This window comes from Natranaerovirga pectinivora (assembly GCF_004342165.1).
GTDB lineage: Bacteria > Bacillota > Clostridia > Lachnospirales > DSM-24629 > Natranaerovirga > Natranaerovirga pectinivora.
Window position 1 is genome coordinate 49,151 of sequence record NZ_SMAL01000006.1, and the last position, 17,446, is coordinate 66,596.

18 protein-coding genes are annotated in these 17,446 nt (G+C 32.1%); 16 read left to right on the forward strand and 2 right to left on the reverse strand.

Translation table 11 applies throughout. From position 1 onward, the window contains the following. Window positions 1-7: 7 nt before the first annotated feature. The 8 genes from cysC to hemL all read left to right on the forward strand — a co-directional run bounded on the left by cysC (window position 8) and on the right by hemL (window position 10,116). Complete coding sequence (cysC, locus tag EDC18_RS09320) at window positions 8-1,840, forward strand: adenylyl-sulfate kinase (RefSeq protein WP_132252487.1); 1,833 nt, start codon at window positions 8-10, stop codon at window positions 1,838-1,840. A gap of 124 nt (window positions 1,841-1,964) precedes the next feature. Next, window positions 1,965-2,762, forward strand: a complete 798-nt coding sequence (locus EDC18_RS09325) for a sirohydrochlorin cobaltochelatase (protein WP_165878535.1) — start codon at window positions 1,965-1,967, stop codon at window positions 2,760-2,762. Window positions 2,763-2,764: 2 nt separating this feature from the next. Next, window positions 2,765-4,006: a glutamyl-tRNA reductase gene (gene hemA, locus EDC18_RS09330; RefSeq protein ID WP_132252491.1), complete on the forward strand. Its 1,242-nt coding sequence runs from the start codon at window positions 2,765-2,767 to the stop codon at window positions 4,004-4,006. An 11-nt stretch (window positions 4,007-4,017) separates the two neighbouring features. Continuing rightward, window positions 4,018-4,611: a precorrin-2 dehydrogenase/sirohydrochlorin ferrochelatase family protein gene (locus tag EDC18_RS09335; RefSeq protein ID WP_132252493.1), complete on the forward strand. Its 594-nt coding sequence runs from the start codon at window positions 4,018-4,020 to the stop codon at window positions 4,609-4,611. Window positions 4,612-4,789: 178 nt separating this feature from the next. After that, window positions 4,790-5,695: a hydroxymethylbilane synthase gene (hemC, locus tag EDC18_RS09340; protein WP_132252494.1), complete on the forward strand. Its 906-nt coding sequence runs from the start codon at window positions 4,790-4,792 to the stop codon at window positions 5,693-5,695. After that, window positions 5,695-7,185, forward strand: a complete 1,491-nt coding sequence (gene cobA, locus EDC18_RS09345; RefSeq protein ID WP_132252496.1) for a uroporphyrinogen-III C-methyltransferase — start codon at window positions 5,695-5,697, stop codon at window positions 7,183-7,185. The genes hemC and cobA overlap by 1 nt, the downstream gene beginning before the upstream one ends. Before the next feature lie 411 nt (window positions 7,186-7,596). Continuing rightward, entirely contained in the window at window positions 7,597-8,565 is a 969-nt protein-coding gene (hemB, locus tag EDC18_RS09350; RefSeq protein WP_132252498.1) for a porphobilinogen synthase, read from the forward strand. Window positions 8,566-8,829: 264 nt separating this feature from the next. Next, window positions 8,830-10,116, forward strand: coding sequence for a glutamate-1-semialdehyde 2,1-aminomutase (hemL, locus tag EDC18_RS09355; protein ID WP_371829317.1), 1,287 nt, complete (start codon window positions 8,830-8,832; stop codon window positions 10,114-10,116). A gap of 119 nt (window positions 10,117-10,235) precedes the next feature. Here hemL and EDC18_RS09360 read toward each other — a convergent pair whose 3' ends face one another. Both EDC18_RS09360 and EDC18_RS09365 read right to left on the reverse strand, forming a co-directional pair. Continuing rightward, window positions 10,236-11,306: a linear amide C-N hydrolase gene (locus EDC18_RS09360; protein WP_132252501.1), complete on the reverse strand. Its 1,071-nt coding sequence runs from the start codon at window positions 11,304-11,306 to the stop codon at window positions 10,236-10,238. A gap of 178 nt (window positions 11,307-11,484) precedes the next feature. Further along, window positions 11,485-11,889: a transporter gene (locus EDC18_RS09365; RefSeq protein ID WP_132252503.1), complete on the reverse strand. Its 405-nt coding sequence runs from the start codon at window positions 11,887-11,889 to the stop codon at window positions 11,485-11,487. 181 nt (window positions 11,890-12,070) lie between these two features. Between EDC18_RS09365 and EDC18_RS09370 the strand changes: the two genes are divergently transcribed. The 8 genes from EDC18_RS09370 (at window position 12,071) to EDC18_RS09405 (ending at window position 17,416) form a co-directional block, all read left to right on the forward strand. Then, window positions 12,071-12,535: a hypothetical protein gene (locus EDC18_RS09370; protein ID WP_132252504.1), complete on the forward strand. Its 465-nt coding sequence runs from the start codon at window positions 12,071-12,073 to the stop codon at window positions 12,533-12,535. Window positions 12,536-12,840: 305 nt separating this feature from the next. Next, on the forward strand, window positions 12,841-13,044 hold the full coding sequence (locus EDC18_RS09375; protein WP_132252506.1) for a cold-shock protein: 204 nt from the start codon (window positions 12,841-12,843) through the stop codon (window positions 13,042-13,044). Window positions 13,045-13,175: 131 nt separating this feature from the next. After that, a complete protein-coding gene (locus EDC18_RS09380) occupies window positions 13,176-13,856 on the forward strand; it encodes a manganese catalase family protein (protein WP_132252508.1) in 681 nt (226 codons plus the stop codon). A gap of 167 nt (window positions 13,857-14,023) precedes the next feature. Next, entirely contained in the window at window positions 14,024-14,311 is a 288-nt protein-coding gene (locus EDC18_RS09385; protein WP_132252510.1) for a hypothetical protein, read from the forward strand. 159 nt (window positions 14,312-14,470) lie between these two features. Then, window positions 14,471-15,181 carry a cytochrome c biogenesis CcdA family protein gene (locus EDC18_RS09390; RefSeq protein ID WP_132252511.1) on the forward strand — a complete coding sequence of 237 codons (711 nt, stop codon included), beginning with the start codon at window positions 14,471-14,473 and terminating at the stop codon, window positions 15,179-15,181. Window positions 15,182-15,206: 25 nt separating this feature from the next. Further along, on the forward strand, window positions 15,207-15,788 hold the full coding sequence (locus EDC18_RS09395; protein WP_132252513.1) for a TlpA disulfide reductase family protein: 582 nt from the start codon (window positions 15,207-15,209) through the stop codon (window positions 15,786-15,788). Between the two features lie 81 nt (window positions 15,789-15,869). Beyond that, a complete protein-coding gene (locus EDC18_RS09400) occupies window positions 15,870-16,382 on the forward strand; it encodes a UvrB/UvrC motif-containing protein (RefSeq protein WP_132252515.1) in 513 nt (170 codons plus the stop codon). Then, window positions 16,376-17,416, forward strand: coding sequence for a protein arginine kinase (locus EDC18_RS09405; protein ID WP_132252517.1), 1,041 nt, complete (start codon window positions 16,376-16,378; stop codon window positions 17,414-17,416). The genes EDC18_RS09400 and EDC18_RS09405 overlap by 7 nt, the downstream gene beginning before the upstream one ends. The last annotated feature ends 30 nt before the right edge of the window (window positions 17,417-17,446 follow it).

The following is a 17,446-nucleotide window of genomic DNA, read 5'->3' on the forward strand; positions in this document are numbered from 1 at the left end:
GAAAGGTATGGAGAATTCTAGAGAAACTTTAAATATAGTAGTAGTAGGTCACGTAGACCATGGTAAGTCCACCCTTATTGGTAGGTTATTGTTTGATACAGATTCTTTGCCAGAGGGAGCAATTGATAAAGTTAAGCAATTAGCAAAGGAAAAAGGTAAAGCATTTGAGTATGCTTACTTACTTGATGCTTTTGAAGAAGAGCAAGAACAAGGAATTACGATAGATACAACACAACTTCAGTTTTCTACAGAGAAAAGAGATTATGTCATCATTGATGCACCAGGACATAAAGAGTTTCTTAAAAATATGATTTCTGGAGCAGCCAATGCTGAAGCAGCTTTTTTATTGGTGGATGCTAATGAAGGGATACAGGAACAATCAAGAAGACATGGTTATATCTTATCTCTTCTTGGTATTAAAAAAGTTTATGTTATTGTAAATAAAATGGACTTAGTGGATTACTCAGAAGATAGATTGAATCAAATTAAGACAGATTTTAATGAGTTTTTAAACAATCTTAATATCTATCCAATAGATTATATTCCTATTTCAGCTTATTTTGGTGAAAACATAGTGAAGAAATCTAAAAAAATGCCTTGGAATAGAAGTGGTAGTATTATTGAGATAATGGATACCATTCCAAAAGACAAAGATTTAGAGAAAAAGCCACTTAGGTTCCCTATTCAAGATGTGTACAAATTTGACGATCGTAGAATTATTGCAGGTAGAATTGAATCAGGAACTTTAAATGTGGGGGATGAAATTTTAATATCCCCATCTAATAAAACCACAAAAATTAAATCCATTGCTTATTGGTCGGATAAAGATCAAAGAAATGAAGCGTCTGCTGGTATGAGTGTGGGTATTATTGTAGAAGATGAATTCTTCAACAAAAGAGGAGAGATTATTTCTCATATAGAGGATGCTCCTATTAAAAGTAATATTTTCAATGCCAATGTTTTTTGGATGGGTAAAACCAATCTTGTTAAGAATAAAAAGTATAAGTTAAAACTTTCTACAAAAGAAGTTGAGTGTGAAGTAATTACCATTAATAAAATAATTGATGCATCAACTTTAGCTCAAGGTGATTTTGCTGAAGGTATTAAGAAGAATGATGTAGCAGAAGTAACCATTAGAACAAAAGAAATGATTTGTTTTGACGAATTTGCTAATTTACAAACCACTGGTAGATTTGTTATTGTTGATGGTTTTGACGTAAGTGGTGGAGGTATTATTTCTGGAATTGAAGATTCTCTAAAAAACAGAGAGTTGGTAACCAATAGTACCAATATTGCACCTAGAAAAAGACTGGTTTCTACAAAAGATAGAGAAAAATCATATGGTCAAAAAGGTAGAGTGATATGGTTAACAGGCTTATCAGGTAGTGGTAAGAATGAAATAGCTATAAAACTTGAGAAAAAACTATTTGATTTTGGTAAAAAAGTGTATTACCTAGATTCTACTAATTTAAGATTTGGTCTTAGTTCAGACTTAGAGTTTTCTGCAAAAGATGCTCATGAGCAAACAAGAAGAATTGCCGAAGTGGCAAGATTGTTTGCAGACAGCGGTACAATTGTTATTGTTTCTTCTGTAAGTAGATATAGAAAAGATAGAGAATTTGCTAAAGAAATTATCGGGGAATCAGTGTATAGAGAAGTCTTTATAGAGGCAACTGAAGATGTATGTAAAAAAAGAAATCCAGGTGGCATTTATGAAGATGGAGATGAAAACTTCTATTATGAGAAATCTGATTACCCTGTTTTTTCACTATTTATTGAAGATGCAGAGTTTAATGCAGATAAAAAAGCCCTTTCTTTAATTGAGCTTATAAGAGGGTAGATAAGGGCATAATCTAATTGAAATTTAAATATCTAAAAACTCGGAAGTTTTCCGAGTTTTTTACTATATTTTACCTAAACCCTTTGTTATAATAATTATAAATGGGAGTATATAAATAATAGGGGTGATTAGTATTAAAAAATTAATTGTAATAGTAAGCTTTGGCTCAGTTTCAAAATTAAAAAGACAACAGAGTCTAGATATATTTTTAGAGTTGATTTCTAAAAATCATCCAAATTATGAGGTGGTTCAAGGTTTTACCTCTCAAAGAGTCATCGATACTATCAAAAAAAATGAAGGCATTGAATTTTATCTACCGGAGCAGATTGTGGCAAAGGCTATAAGGGATGGTTATGAAGAAATTATTATACAACCTCTTAATATTATTGCAGGTTCTGAGAATGAAAAAATACAAGAATTGGCAAGAAAGCATAATAATGGGGATAATGAAATAGTTAAAATTAGTAAATCACTGCTGTCCGACACAGATAGTTATGAAGGGGTTGCTGATGCTATAACCAAAGTTATTTCCAGAGAAGAAGAAGAAATGATTTTATTAGTGGGTCATGGGAGTTATCATATTAGTGATAGCCAATACACCTTCTTACAAAAATATTTAAACAACAGAACCTCATCATTTGTTGTGGGTAATCTGATGGGTAATTTAACTATAGAAAAAGCAATCAAAAAAATTAAGAATCAAAAAGTAAAAGGGGTTAAAATTTTTCCACTGATGATTACAGTCGGCAAACATATGTTAGAAGATATTGGTGGGGAAAAAGAGGATTCTGTTAAAAATATGTTGATAAAAGAGGGTTTTGATGTAACCTTTGTGGATAAAAGTATTTTGGAGTACCATGTTTTTCAACAAATATATTTAAAAAATATAGAAGAAGTCGTTAAAAAACAAATGGAGGAATAAGAATGCAGGTAGGCGTCATTTCAATCAATCATAAAAAAGCACCTGTGGAGATAAGAGAAATAGCAGTTTTTACAGATAAAAAGAAAATTGAGGCCATAGATAAATTATTAGAGCTATCCATTGAAGAAGTGGTTATTTTATCTACTTGCAATAGAAGTGAGGTATATATTGCTTCTAGTAATATGGATGAAGCTTTAATTGAAGTGAAAAATTTTCTAATAGATTATTTTAAAGTAAAAGAGTTGGCATTGTATTTAACCATGAATAAAAATGAACAAGCCATAGAGCATATTTATAAAGTAGCAATCGGATTAGATTCAGTTGTTATAGGAGAAGATCAAATTCTTGGACAGGTTAAAAATGCATTAGAGTTTGCTATGGAAATCGGTTCAAGTAAAAAGTTTTTAAATAAAGTGTTTAGAGAAGCCATGACCTTTGCTAAAAAAATGAAAAGCAACTATAGAATATCTGAAAATCCTCTTTCTATCCCTTATATAAGCGTAAAGTTTGTCAAGGATAGAGTTAAAGATTTAAAAAATCAAAAGGTTTTAGTGATCGGTACAGGAGAAATGGGTGCATTAGTTCTTAAACATTTAAAAGCAGAAGGGGTTAAGGATATTGTAGTTTGTTCTAGAAGTAAGTCAAGATGTAAAAAAGATGATATGGATGATATTTTTAATGATGTGGATTGGATTTTATATGAAGAAAGATACACAATTGTAAATGATGTTGATATTATTTTTTCGGCGACAAGAGCGCCACATATTATCTATAAAAAGGATAGGTATCCTAATGTTGAAAAAGAACAATTGATAATGGATATGGCTATGCCAAGGGATATTGATCCAAGGCTAAGCGAATTAAAGAATGTTCAGGTTTTTAATGTGGATCATTTAAAAGATATTGCACAGGTCAATATGGCTTTAAGAGAAAAAATAGGGGAAGAAATAAAAATTCAATTACAAGAAGAAGTAGAAAAAACAAGTCTTTGGATTAATGTTGCTAAGGTAGATCCAATTATTCAATCGCTACAGTCTCTAAGAGAGGAAGTTGCAAGGGATACCCTTGATATTATTAGTAAGAAGATGGCATTAAATAGACGTGAGACGGTGTTTTTAGAAAAACTAATCAATTCTTCCTTAAAAAGAATGGTAAGAACGCCTATAAAGGCATTAAAATCATTAAAGGAAGAGGATGAAATAAAGGCATACAAAGAAATGCTCCATAAATTATATGATGTATAGAAGGTGATAAAATGTATTTTCCTATCATGTTAAATATAAAAGATAAAAATGTTTTGATTATTGGTGCAGGAAATGTTGCTTTTCATAAAGCAAAAAAGTTATTAGCGTGTGAGTGTCATCTAAAGGTTGTAAGTTATTTTTTTACTAAGGAATTTTTAAAATTAGAGAATATAGAATTTATTAAAGACCATTATAATAAAGGGTATTTGCAGAATAATTATATGGTCATTGCGGCAACAGATAATAAGGATTTGAACAATGAGATTTATAGGGATGCTTTAGAGTTAGGTATTTTATGTAGTGTTGTGAGTGGAGGAGCGTCTGATTTCATCTTGCCTGCTAGTTTTAATAGAGGAGATTTGAGTATTTCTGTTAGTACCAATGGGAAGAGTCCTTCTTTGAGTAAGCGTATTGTGAGAGATTTAAAATGTGTTTATGATGAATCTTATGAAGAGAAGGTAGATTTATTAGGACAGATACGAGAGGAAATGCTGCTTTCAGAGGAAATTCCTGAAAATGAGAAGAAGTTTATATTGAATGAGATGGTTAATTTTAGTGTGGAAGAGTTGAGGATTTTTGCTAAGAAGATGTTTGAAGGAGTTTGAAGTAGAGAATTTCTTCATAATATATAAGTTAAATTGGCGGCCTTTCTCTTCAACCCGACTTTAATTTAACTTATATATTATGAAGAAATAGGAAATAGGTACAGATTTTATTTTTGTGTGAAAAGTTTCTTAAATAAGTTATTGTTTATGTGAGGTTTATAGAAAGGGTAGATTTTTGATGAAATTAATCGTTGGTTCTCGAGGAAGTAAGTTGGCTTTGGCTCAAACTCAGTGGGTGATTGATCAACTTAAAGAACATTATAGAGATTTGGTTGTAGATATAGAGGTTATAAAGACTAAAGGTGATAGGATACAGAATGTTTCTTTAAATAAAATTGGGGGAAAGGGTGTTTTTGTTAAGGAGATAGAGGCTGCTTTATTAGATGGATCAATTGATTTTGCTGTACATAGTATGAAGGATATGCCTTCTGAAATTCCAGAGGAATTGGTTTTTGCCCCTTCACCTATTAGAGAAGATCCAAGGGATGTTATTGTTACAAAACATTTAGTAAATAAGGTACAGGATTTGCCCCAAGGAGCAGTTATTGGTACTGGAAGTAAAAGAAGAAAGTTTCAATTGTTAGAGTATAGAAGTGATTTGAAAATAGTGGATATTAGAGGCAATATTGATACAAGAATTAACAAAATGCTTACAGAGAATCTTGATGGTATAGTTTTAGCAGCAGCAGGGATTAACCGATTAGGGTTTGAAAGTTGTGAAGCTTATCGTATTTTACCTTTAGATAAAGAAGTTGTAATTCCTTCGCCAGGGCAAGGTATTTTAGGGATTCAAGTGCATGTAAAGAGGCCAGAAGTGTTAGAGTTGTTTCGATCTATAGCCCATTATGAAACCAATATACAGTCTTTTGTAGAGCGAGATTTTTTGAAAACTTTGAATGGAAGTTGCCACGTACCCATAGGTGCTTATTGTGAAATAGAAGATGAGGACCTTATTGTGAGGGGCATCTATGGAGATGAAGATGGTAAAAAGATTAGCAAGAAGGTTGTTAAAGGAAGTCTAGAGGATAAAGCATTTATAGGAAGTTCCCTAGCAAAGGCTTTATTAGAAGAGGTGAAGGACTAATGTCAAAAGTATATTTAGTAGGTGCAGGGCCTGGAGATGAAGGTCTTATTACTGTAAAAGCCTTAGATAAATTAAAAGAAGCAGATATAGTCATTTATGATAATCTTGCAAATCCTGATTTGCTTAAGCATTGTAAGATAGATGTTGAAAAAATCTATGTTGGAAAGATTTCTAAAAACCATACATTAACTCAAGAAGAGATTAATGAGTTAATAGTAGAAAAAGCGATAGATAAGAAAATTATAGTAAGATTAAAAGGTGGAGACCCTTATGTCTTTGGTAGAGGTGGTGAAGAGGGGGAACATCTTTATAAAAATGGTATAGATTTTGAAGTTATCCCAGGTATTACATCTGCCATTGGTGGCCTTGCTTATGGTGGCGTGCCCATTACACATAGGGAATATGCCTCTTCTTTTCATGTTTTTACAGGACATCTAAAAAATGAAGAAGATGATTTGGATTGGGCTACCATTTCTAAACTCCAGGGCACTATGGTGTTTTTAATGGGTGTAGGAAATTTAGAAAGAATTTGTACCAGTCTAATAAACAATGGAAAAGACAGTAAGACACCTGTTGCAATGATTTATAAAGCCACAACGCCCTATCAAAAAACTGTTGTAGGGACCATAGATTCAATTGTTGAAATTGCTAAGGAGGAAAAGATTAAGGCGCCTAGTTTAATAGTAGTTGGTGATGTTGTAAAGGCAAGGGCGTATCTTAACACTTTTGAGAAGAAGCCTCTTTTTGGTAAGAAAGTTGTTGTTACTAGAGCAAGAGTAGATAGCAGTGGGTTAGCTAAAAAATTAAAGGCATTAGGAGCAGAAACTATAGAGATTCCTACCATTAAAATAAAAGCCATTAATAATTGTGGATTAAATGAAGAGATAAGAGACATTTATCAATACTCTCATTTGATTTTTACGAGTAAAAATTCTGTTACTATATTTTTTGATACACTTTTTAAAGAGAATAAAGATGTAAGGGCACTTTCCAATTTAAAGATAACGGCTATTGGAAGTGAGACCTCAAGAGTTTTAAAGGAATATGGAATTGTTCCTGATTTAATGCCTGAAGATTATGTTGGGGAGGGTGTAGTAAAGGCTTTAGAGGAAATATTGAATCCAAGTGATCGTATTTTATTCCCTAGGTCTAAAAATGCACGTTCTTTTATGGTGGAGGCATTGTCTAAGGTATGTTATTTGAAAGAGGTTCATATTTATGAAACGGTTAAAGAGGATTTGGTGGATAATAGTCTATTAGAGGATTTTAGTGATGTGGATTGTATTAGCTTTACTAGTGGGTCTACAGTGGATAATTTTGTTGATTTTATTGGGAGAGAGCATTTGAGCCAATTGGATGGGGTGAAGGTTGTTTCTATTGGGCCAGTTACTTCTGAGAGAGTTGGGTCTTATGGCTTGAGTGTTTATAGGGAGGCTGCCGAGCATAATGTTGATGGGTTGGTTAAGGCTGTTTTAGATTGCTTTAGATGATTATATAATAGAGTGGGATGGGACGACTCGTGAGTATGATATATAAGATTTATCGACCCATACCCATCCTTGGGTATAAGGGTCGAGCTACGCCATCCTTGGCTTCGCGGTATAATCTTATATATAATACTCCCGAGTCTGCGAGTGGATTCTGTAGTGTGTATTTAGAGATTAGAAATTAATAGAGAGTGGGATGGGACGACTCGTGAGTATGATATATAAGATTTATCGACCCATACCCCTCCTTGGGTATGAGGGTCGAGCTACGCCATCCTTGGCTTCGCGGTATAATCTTATATATAATACTCCCGAGTCTGCGAGTGAATTCTTTGTAGGTGTTACAACTTAATTAGAATACAAAGTTCAAATAAATGGATAGTGCTAAAAATATGTTTTTATGGAGGTTGTTTTATGAATAGACCTACTCGATTGAGGAATAATGGTGTGATTCGGGGTCTTGTTAGGGAGACTTCTTTGAGTATGGATGATGTGATTTATCCTATTTTTGTTGTGGAGGGGGAAGGGGTTAAGCGTGAGATTCCTTCTATGAAGAATCAGTTTCATTTGTCTGTAGATATGTTGGATGAGGAAGTTGGTGTGTTTAAGAGTAAAGGGATTAAGTCTTTGTTGATTTTTGGTACACCTGGTTATAAGGATCATAAGGCTTCTTCTGCTTTTGATTGTGATGGTATTGTTCAGAGAGCTGTTAGAAAGATTAAAGAGATTGATTCTGAAATGTTGGTTATTACGGATGTTTGTTTGTGTCAGTATAAGGATGATGGCCATTGTTGTGTGTATCATAAGAATATCCAGATTGATAGAGAGACTACGTTGGAGATTTTGAGACAAGTTGCGCTTAGTCATGCTTTAGCTGGAGCAGATATGGTTGCTCCTTCTGATATGATGGATGGAAGGGTTGGACATATACGAAAAGTTTTAGATGATAGTGGTTTTGAGCATGTTTCTATTATGTCTTATAGTGCTAAGTATGCTTCTTCTTTTTATGGGCCTTTTAGAGAAGCTGCTCATTCAGTACCTTCTTTTGGTGATAGGAAGATGTATCAAATGGATATAGGGAATAGTAAAGAAGCTATGAAGGAAATGGCTTTAGATGTTATGGAAGGTGCAGATATTTTGATGGTTAAGCCTGCGCAGCTTTATTTGGATATTATTAAGAAAGCCGAAGAGCGGTTTGATTTGCCAATTGCAGCTTATCAAGTTAGTGGTGAGTATGCTATGATTTATAATGCTGTTGAAGGTGGGTATTTGGATCGTAGGGCTATTTATGAGAGTTTGTTGGCCATTAAGAGAAGTGGGGCTAGTATTGTTATTAGTTATTTTGCTAAGGAATTGAAAGCGTTGATTGAATTGTATGGATAAATATTTTGTAAATTGCCTTAGGGACGACTCGAGAGTATGATATATAAGATTTATCGACCCATACCCATCCTTGGGTATGAGGGTCGAGCTACGCCATCCGTGGCTCAGCGGTATAATCTTATATATAATACTCACGAGTCTGTGGTTGGTAATTTGTAGCGGCTAAAAAGCAAAATATAAAAAAGAAAAATAAATAGATGCAAAATTATAGTTATAGTTAAGATAAGATGAAAGTTATTTATATAGCTGGAAGGAGGAATTTTTTTGAATAGATCTATTGAAATTTTTGAGGAAGCTCAGAAGGTTATACCTGGTGGGGTGAATAGTCCTGTTAGGGCTTTTAAGTCTGTGGGGATGAGTCCTATTTTTGTTCAGAGGGCTAAGGGTTCTAAGGTTTTTGATGTGGATGGTAATGTGTATGTGGATTATATTGGGTCGTGGGGACCTTTGATTTTAGGCCATGCCAGTGATATTGTTAGTGAGGGGATAATGGCATTTATAAATAATGGGACAAGTTATGGGTTGCCTACGGAGATAGAGGTGGATATTGCAAAGCTCATTAGTGAAGCTTATCCTTCTATGGAGATGGTTCGAATGGTTAATTCAGGGACTGAGGCAACTATGAGTGCTTTACGTGTTGCAAGAGGGTATACCAATAGGAATAAGATCTTAAAGTTTGAAGGGTGTTATCATGGCCATTCAGATAGCTTGTTAGTGAAGTCAGGTTCTGGGACTTTAACTTACGGCATTCCTACTAGTGCCGGTGTGCCTCAAAAAGTAGTAGAGGATACTTTGGTTTCTGAGTTTAATAATATAGAAAAGCTAGAAGAAGTTTTTAATAATAATAAAGGTGAGATCGCAGCAGTAATCGTTGAACCTGTTCCTGGCAATATGGGCGTTATAGCACCAAAAGTTGAGTTTTTAGAAGCCCTTAGAAGAATTACTAAAGAAGAAGGGACTCTTCTTATTTTTGATGAGGTGATAACAGGTTTTAGAATGGCATATGGTGGTGCTCAGGAAGTTTATAATATAGAGCCTGATATGACTTGTTTGGGTAAAATCATTGGTGGTGGTTTACCTGTTGGTGCCTATGGTGGTAAAAAAGAAATTATGGAAATGATTGCACCACTTGGAAATGTGTATCAAGCAGGTACTTTATCAGGCAATCCTATAGCTGTGAAAATGGGCTATAATACATTAACATACTTAAAAGAGAACAAAGAGATATATCAACAATTAGAGGATAAAGCAATTGTCTTAGAAAAAGCATTTCAAGAGAATATAAAGGCTGTTGGCATAAATGCAACGGTCAATAGAGTAAAAAGTATGTTAACAGTATTTTTTAGTGATGGAATAGTAGATTCATATGAAAAAGCTTCTCAATCAGATACAACTTTATATGGCAAATACTTTAAAGGGATGTTAGAAGAAGGTATTTTGTTACCACCTGCTCAATTTGAAGGAATGTTTTTATCAACAGCACACTCAGATGATGACTTGGAAAAAACCATATTAGCCAATAAAAAAGTATTAGAGAATATTATAAGGTAGAGTAATTACTCTACCTTATAATATTATAATTGATAAATGGAATTTCTATGAATTTGTCTAGAGTCTGTAAGAAAGAGGAAGGAACTTTATAATGTATGGTTTGGTTTAATTATGGGCAACTAATCTAGTTCATAATAATATACTGTATCATAGTCTTCATAAACTGTAAGTGACATAGTTTTTTGTGTCAAGTTATAAACAACAGACCACTCCTCAAGCCCTGGGACTGCTTGTTCTTGTAGCAAATTTAAAGCCTCATCTACAGTAATAATACCTTTTGATTCCAATAAAAAATCATCAATACCTCTATAACGACTACAAGCATTTCTTGGATTTGGATGACTATCAATTCTAAAGTTCGTAACAATTTGATAATCACCTTGTTTATAGGTAACCTTCATCTCACCATATAAGAATTCAACTACCGCCGAGTGTCCTGTTGCATCAGCAAAAAAATAGTGAGAGGGTGATCTATTATAAAGGGATACATTATATTGTTGTATTAGGTCAATGGCCTCATCCACAGTACCAACTTTATCAAGCATTAATCTAAGTATGGTTGAATCAAATAAAGAAACTTTATCTTCATCAACGGGTGCCCGAGAAGAAGCCAATGTTAGACAAGCTACGGCTAATCCTTTTTCATTTATGCCATCCACAATTACATATGGCGCTGCAAGTGTCATTAATTTAGATTTAAGTTTTGAGTCGTCGGTTTTATTATCCCATCCAAAAAAAGCATAACTTAAAATTGAAAGAGATTTATGACCAGTTTTAGAGTTTGTTCGAAGGACTGCTGGCATGGTAGGATAATAATCAAAGTTTCTACCCATTATTACATCACCATCTGGTGTTTGTGCAATAAAAGCAGCACAACCTCTAGTATCAAAACCATTAGTCCAAACATCAAACAACCCATAAGCTAGATTTTTTCTACCAAAGTCCAGTAATTCTTCTGGCGTTTTAGCACCAGTCTCTAAGTATTTATCAAAAGCATAATCTCCATAGTATGTCATCTCGTAGATTGGTCGATCACTAATTTTTCTTATGGATGCGATGGTTCTAAGTTCGTTACGGAACAAAGTTAACACGACTATGGCTGAAACAATAATAAAGGCCATTAATCCAATTATAAATTTTGTAATCTTACTTTTAGGAATACCCTGCTTCACACTGATTTTTTCTCCCATAATACCCACTCCTATCAATAAAATAAATTACAAGTGTAATACGCATATATTACACTTGTAATTTAATTTTGTCAATAGGTAAAAACTATTGATATAACTTAGATTGGGTACTTAAGTATCAAAAGAGTACCGACTTTGTCGATACTCTTGAGTAGTGCGTAATTGCTACTTTTTATAATTAATAGCAACTAAAAGAAATAATCTCATATAAATCTATGCCAGTAAATCTCCAGTTGTAGCCAACCAGTTCCCATCCAGCAACTGAAACAGAACCAACATAAATTGGGAAAAATACAATTCTTCTACCATCCAAAAGAGTAACGTCTGTTAATTGGTACAAGCAAAATCTCATTGCACCTGGATCAACTGCAGTTGGTGTAAATGGTGGTCTAACTCCCACGGGTGGTCTAACATCAACAGGTGGTCTAACATCAATAGGCGGTCTTATACCAACTGGCGGTCTTGGTCCAATTGGTGGTCTTCCTGGAGGTGGACCATAAATTGGTCTGTCAGGTCTTGGTCTTCGAGGTCTTGGTGGTCGATATAATTGCAATTGTTGCGATTGCTGTGATTTATCACTCAAAAAAATATCCTCCTTATATGAAAAAGCTTTTTATATATCTACTTTATTTTATTAAAAAGAAAAGATTTTGTTACTAAAAATTTATAGATAAATACTTACAACTAAGGTTTTGTATGGTATAATGCTAATGTTTTTTTCTTTAAATATTAAGTGTAAAATTAAAAGAATTGAGTTGAGTAGAGTGAACGTATCAGTAGTATTATTGTTTGAACAACTTAGAACATTAGAGGAATGCTTTGCATTATTATATAAAAGCTTATCAGAGCTAGAGGAAAATAGTAAGGCGTTACAAAATATATCAAAAGTATTAATGAGAGAAGAAGAAAGGCATATTACATTGTATGAGAATCTAATGGCTGAATATAAAAATAAAAATACAATTATGATAAATAAAGATATACTTGTAAGAGTAGAATACAATATTATAATGTTAAAACAAGGTATGAACTTAAATACGCTTAACAGTCCTAAGGAATTAATTTCACTAGCTATAAATTATGAAAACAAAAGTGCTTTTTTACTACAAGAAATAATGACATTCTTAAAAGAAAACACAAATGAAGCAAAGGACCTATTTGCTGTTTTTGAAATATTACTTGCAGAAGAAAAAAAACATGCTGATAATCTTAGTATTTTTTTGAATTAAAGAGTATTATATAGTAATATAGTATAGTAAAGGACCTTATTGTTAATACTTTTGTAGACGGAATTAGTACTTATTAACAAATCCTTATAAAAAATTAAAAAATCTTGTTTATGGGTTGATTTTTTACAGAAAAAAGGTTATACTAATAACAGGTCATTAAGAGTGACTAATTGCTACTTTGAAATCAACAAATTTTGGAAGATAGAAATATATGTTTTATATGTTTAATTAAACTCCAAATTATATTGTATTAGATTTTCAAAGGCATTAAAAATTTAAATTTTATTTTATGGAGGTATTTAAACATGGTAAACGGTACAGTTAAATGGTTTAATTCAGAAAAAGGTTTTGGTTTTATAACTGCAGAGGACGGAAATGACGTATTTGTTCATTTTTCTCAAATCAACAAAGATGGTTTTAAAACTTTAGAAGAAGGCGAAGCGGTAACTTTTGAAATCGTAAACGGAGCAAAAGGACCACAAGCTGAAAACGTAACTTCAGGAAGATAATTAAACGAATATTTCAACCTCAATGCTTAGGCATTGGGGTTTTTATATTTTCTTCTTTTTTATGGATATTTTTACTTTAAATTGAAAAAAGTATATATGACCATATAAATAAAGAAGGAGATGTTAAATAAATGTTTAAACATGAAAAAAGACTTCTAAGAGATGTAAGAGTCGATGCGCCTAACCCTGCGTATGCTGCATTGTTACAAGAGCAGCTTGGTGGCCCTCAAGGGGAACTAAATGCTGCTTTACAATATTTTGCACAAAGTTTTAGAATTAAAGACAAAGAAATAAAAGATCTATTTTTAGACATTGCAGCTGAAGAACTTGGACATATGGAAATGATCGCAACGACGATAAATATGTTAAATGGACATGATCCAAATGCTATGAATGCCACTGTTGGCGGTGTAGAAGCTCATGTATTAACAGGATTAGGGCCTATACTTGGAAATGCATCAGGTAATTTATACACAACAGCATATGTAGATCAAACAGGTGACCTTGCAGCAGATTTATTAACCAATATTGCTGCTGAACAAAGAGCAAAGGTTGTATATGAATACCTCTACAGACAAATACATGATAAAGGTGTAAGAGAAACCATTGATTTTCTTTTAAATAGAGAAGAAGCTCATAATACAATGTTTAGAGAAGCATTTAATAGAATAAAAGATACTGGGTCTAATAAAGATTGGGGAATAACAGAGGATTCTAAACTATACTTTGATTTATCATCCCCAGGTGGACAATACTTTCATGCTAACAACCCACAGCCACCAAGTTTTAACCCACCAAATCAAGGACACTAAAAAACTAGGAAACCTTAATGTTTATACATTGAGGTTTTTTGTTGAATTGATTTAATAAGTAGCTTTTTAATTGCAAGAGAGAAAAAACTTCATCTTAAAAAACAAATTGACTTTATTTTGTTTACATATATACTTAAAGTTAAGAATGTTAATTAAGGAGGGGTTTTGTGATAGATGAGGATAAAAGGGTGATGCTTCTTGAATTTTCAAGAATTGAAAAAGAACAAAAAGGTTTTAGAAGAAGAGTAGCTATTATTGTGAATTTATTAATGCCTGGATCAGGATTTTATATCTATTCAGGCAAATTAAAGGTATCATTAATAGTTTTTGCCATATACACCATTATGCTAATTGGAGCAGCTAAAAACATTACTAGATATGAATTTATGATATACCTTGTAACAGCTGTTGTTGTAAAAATAGGTTCAACAATAGCAATAATAGGCAATAATTAATTAATAGATTGGGTTAGATTATAATATACATAGTATAAGATATTAGGTTAGTGTCCTAATATTTTTATTAAACCATATATCACAATATATAAATATAACGTATTGATAATGATTTTTAACTATGATAAAATTAAAGAGATAGGAGGCAGGAGATAGGATATGAATAGTTTAATTCAATTAGATGTAAATGGCTTTATGGTTTTTTGGGGAGGAATAGTATCCTTTTTATCGCCTTGTATTTTCCCGTTATTACCAGTGTATTTTAGTATGTTAGCAGGTAGTCAAATTGGGTCAGAAGATTTTGATCAAAAGGCAAAAAGAGATCTGATTTTTAATTCAATTGCTTTTTTACTAGGAATTTCCCTAGTATTTATAATCATTGGTATTACGGCTAATGCAATAGGAAGAGGCCTACTCCAATATATGGACATTATAAGAAAGGCAGGAGGCATCTTTGTAATTTTCCTTGGTTTCAATTATATAGGATTAATTAATATTAAATTCATTAATAAAGAAAAAAAGTATAGGCTAAACAAATATAATGCTAATTTTTCAAAGTCTTTTTTACTAGGATTGGTTTTTAGTTTTGGCTGGACGCCTTGTATTAGTAGTTTTTTAACCCCTGTTCTTATAATGGCAACTGTTCAAAGCCAGTTAATTAACGCCGTTGGATTGCTGATGATTTATGCTGTAGGGTTTAGCATTCCATTTTTATTATTAGCTATTTTAACAAGTATTGGAATAAATAAGATGCAAGGTATTTATAAATATATGAATACAATAAGAATTATATCAGGTCTATTGTTAATTATTATGGGCGTTTTACTATATACGAATTACTTAAATATTTTATCCTTTGGTTTGAACTAAATAAATTGAAAGTGGAGATGGTTTTATGAAAAAATTTTTTGTGGTATTGACTATAATAGGATTGATTGTAATACTTAATGGATGCAATGGGGAAAATGATATTGATAATAAGGCTATTGATATAGAAGAAACAAATGAAAACAATGAAGATCAAAAAGTAAATGAAGAAAAAACAGAAGATGAACGAATACCATCTATTAATTTTTCTTTGCCTGATGGAAAAGGTAATGAAGTAAGTTTAAGTGATTATTTAGGTAAAGTTGTTCTATTAAACTTTTGGGGAACTTGGTGCCCCTCTTGTGTAGATAAAATACCTCTTATTGAAAAGATGAGCAAAGAATACGAAGAAGATATTGAGATATTATCGATAAACATTCAAAATTTACCTCAAGAAAGGTCTGTTGAAGGGGTATTAGAGTGGTTAGATAGCAGAGGTTTTGATATCAATGTTGTCTTTGATATGGATGGTAGCATTTCCAATAGCTATTATGTACAGTATTTGCCAACAATGTATGTCATTGATCGAGAAGGATATGTATTAGGGTATATACCAGGTGGTGTTGATGAAGGCACATTTAGGCAACTAATGGAAAATATAATACAGTAAAAAAATATCTTGAAAAAATTGTAGTATCTAATAAAATATAAGTATAGATACTAAATTAATCACCTAAAGGGGGTAAGTCCTATGTTCTGTGATCGTTGTGAAAAAAAGCAAGCAACTGTGTATTTAACTAAGATAATAAATGGTAAAAAGACTGAGATTCACTTGTGTGAAAGTTGTGCAGCGGAATCAGAAAAATTTTACTTAGATTCGGAAATTTCCTTTCAAAATTTATTTTCAGGTTTACTTGACTTAGTACAAAACCCTCAACAAGTAGCTAAAAATACCACAGATATCAAATGTCCTAACTGTCAATTGACCTATCAAACCTTTAAAAAAACAGGGAAATTTGGTTGTTCCATTTGCTTTAAAACCTTTGAAAGCTATTTGAATCCTATTTTTAAAAGAATACATGGTAGTCATATTCATACCGGTAAGATACCAAAAAACACAAAAAAAGAACTTATTATTAAAAGACAAATAGATGATTTAAGAAGAAAATTAAATGAAGCAATAAGTAAAGAAGAATATGAAGAAGCTGCAACCTTAAGGGATAAGATAAGAAAATTAGAAAAGGGGGATGGTGCATCATGTTAAAATGGTATGAACAAAATACAAACAATCATGATGTGGTAATCTCTACAAGAATTAGATTAGCAAGAAATCTAAAAAATTATCCTTTTGGTAATATGTTGCTTCAAGATAAAGCAGTAGAATTGACCCAAGAAGTTAAAAAAGGGTTCTTAAATCAATCAGAAAGTGTCAATCACTTTTTTGAATTTTATAATATAAATGATCTTCAAAACGTAGATAAAATTGCATTAGTAGAAAGACATGTTATTAGTCCATTAATTGTAAAAAAAGAAGCAGCAACAGGATTAATTTTATCCAAAGATGAAAGCTTGAGTATAATGGTAAATGAGGAAGATCATTTAAGAATACAAAGTATTGTTCAGGGAATGAATATTAAGAAAGCCTTAGAAGAAGCTAATAGATTAGATGATTTATTAGAAAGTTATTTACAATACGCCTTTGATGAAAAGTATGGGTATTTAACCGCTTGTCCAACAAATGTAGGAACAGGTTTAAGATCATCTTATATGATACATGTTCCTGCATTAGAAACAACTGGAAAACTACAAATTATTTTAGATGCAATAGGAAAATTTGGCATTACAGTTAGAGGCATTTATGGAGAAGGCACTCAAGGTGAAGGTAGTGTTTTTCAAATTTCTAACCAAATTACATTAGGTCAATCAGAAGAGGAAATTATAGATAATTTGAATAGCATTACCAATCAAATTGTTGAGCAAGAAAGAAAAGTTAGAGAGAATTTGTTTAAAGAGAAAAAGCATCAATTAGAAGATAAAATATATAGGTCTTATGGTATATTAAAAAATGCAAGAATACTTACGTCAAAAGAAGCCATGTCATTTCTATCAGACTTAAAAATAGGTGTTGAAATGGGAATTATTAAATTTAAAAGTGAAGAATATTTTAATATATATGAACTTATGATGTCCATACAACCTGCTAATTTACAGAAAAATAGTAGCAAAGAAATGGTAGTTGAAGATAGAGATGTGGAAAGAGCAACATTTATTAGAAATAATTTGCCAAAAATAAAGTAATATAAAATGAGTTTATGAATGGAGGTTGAA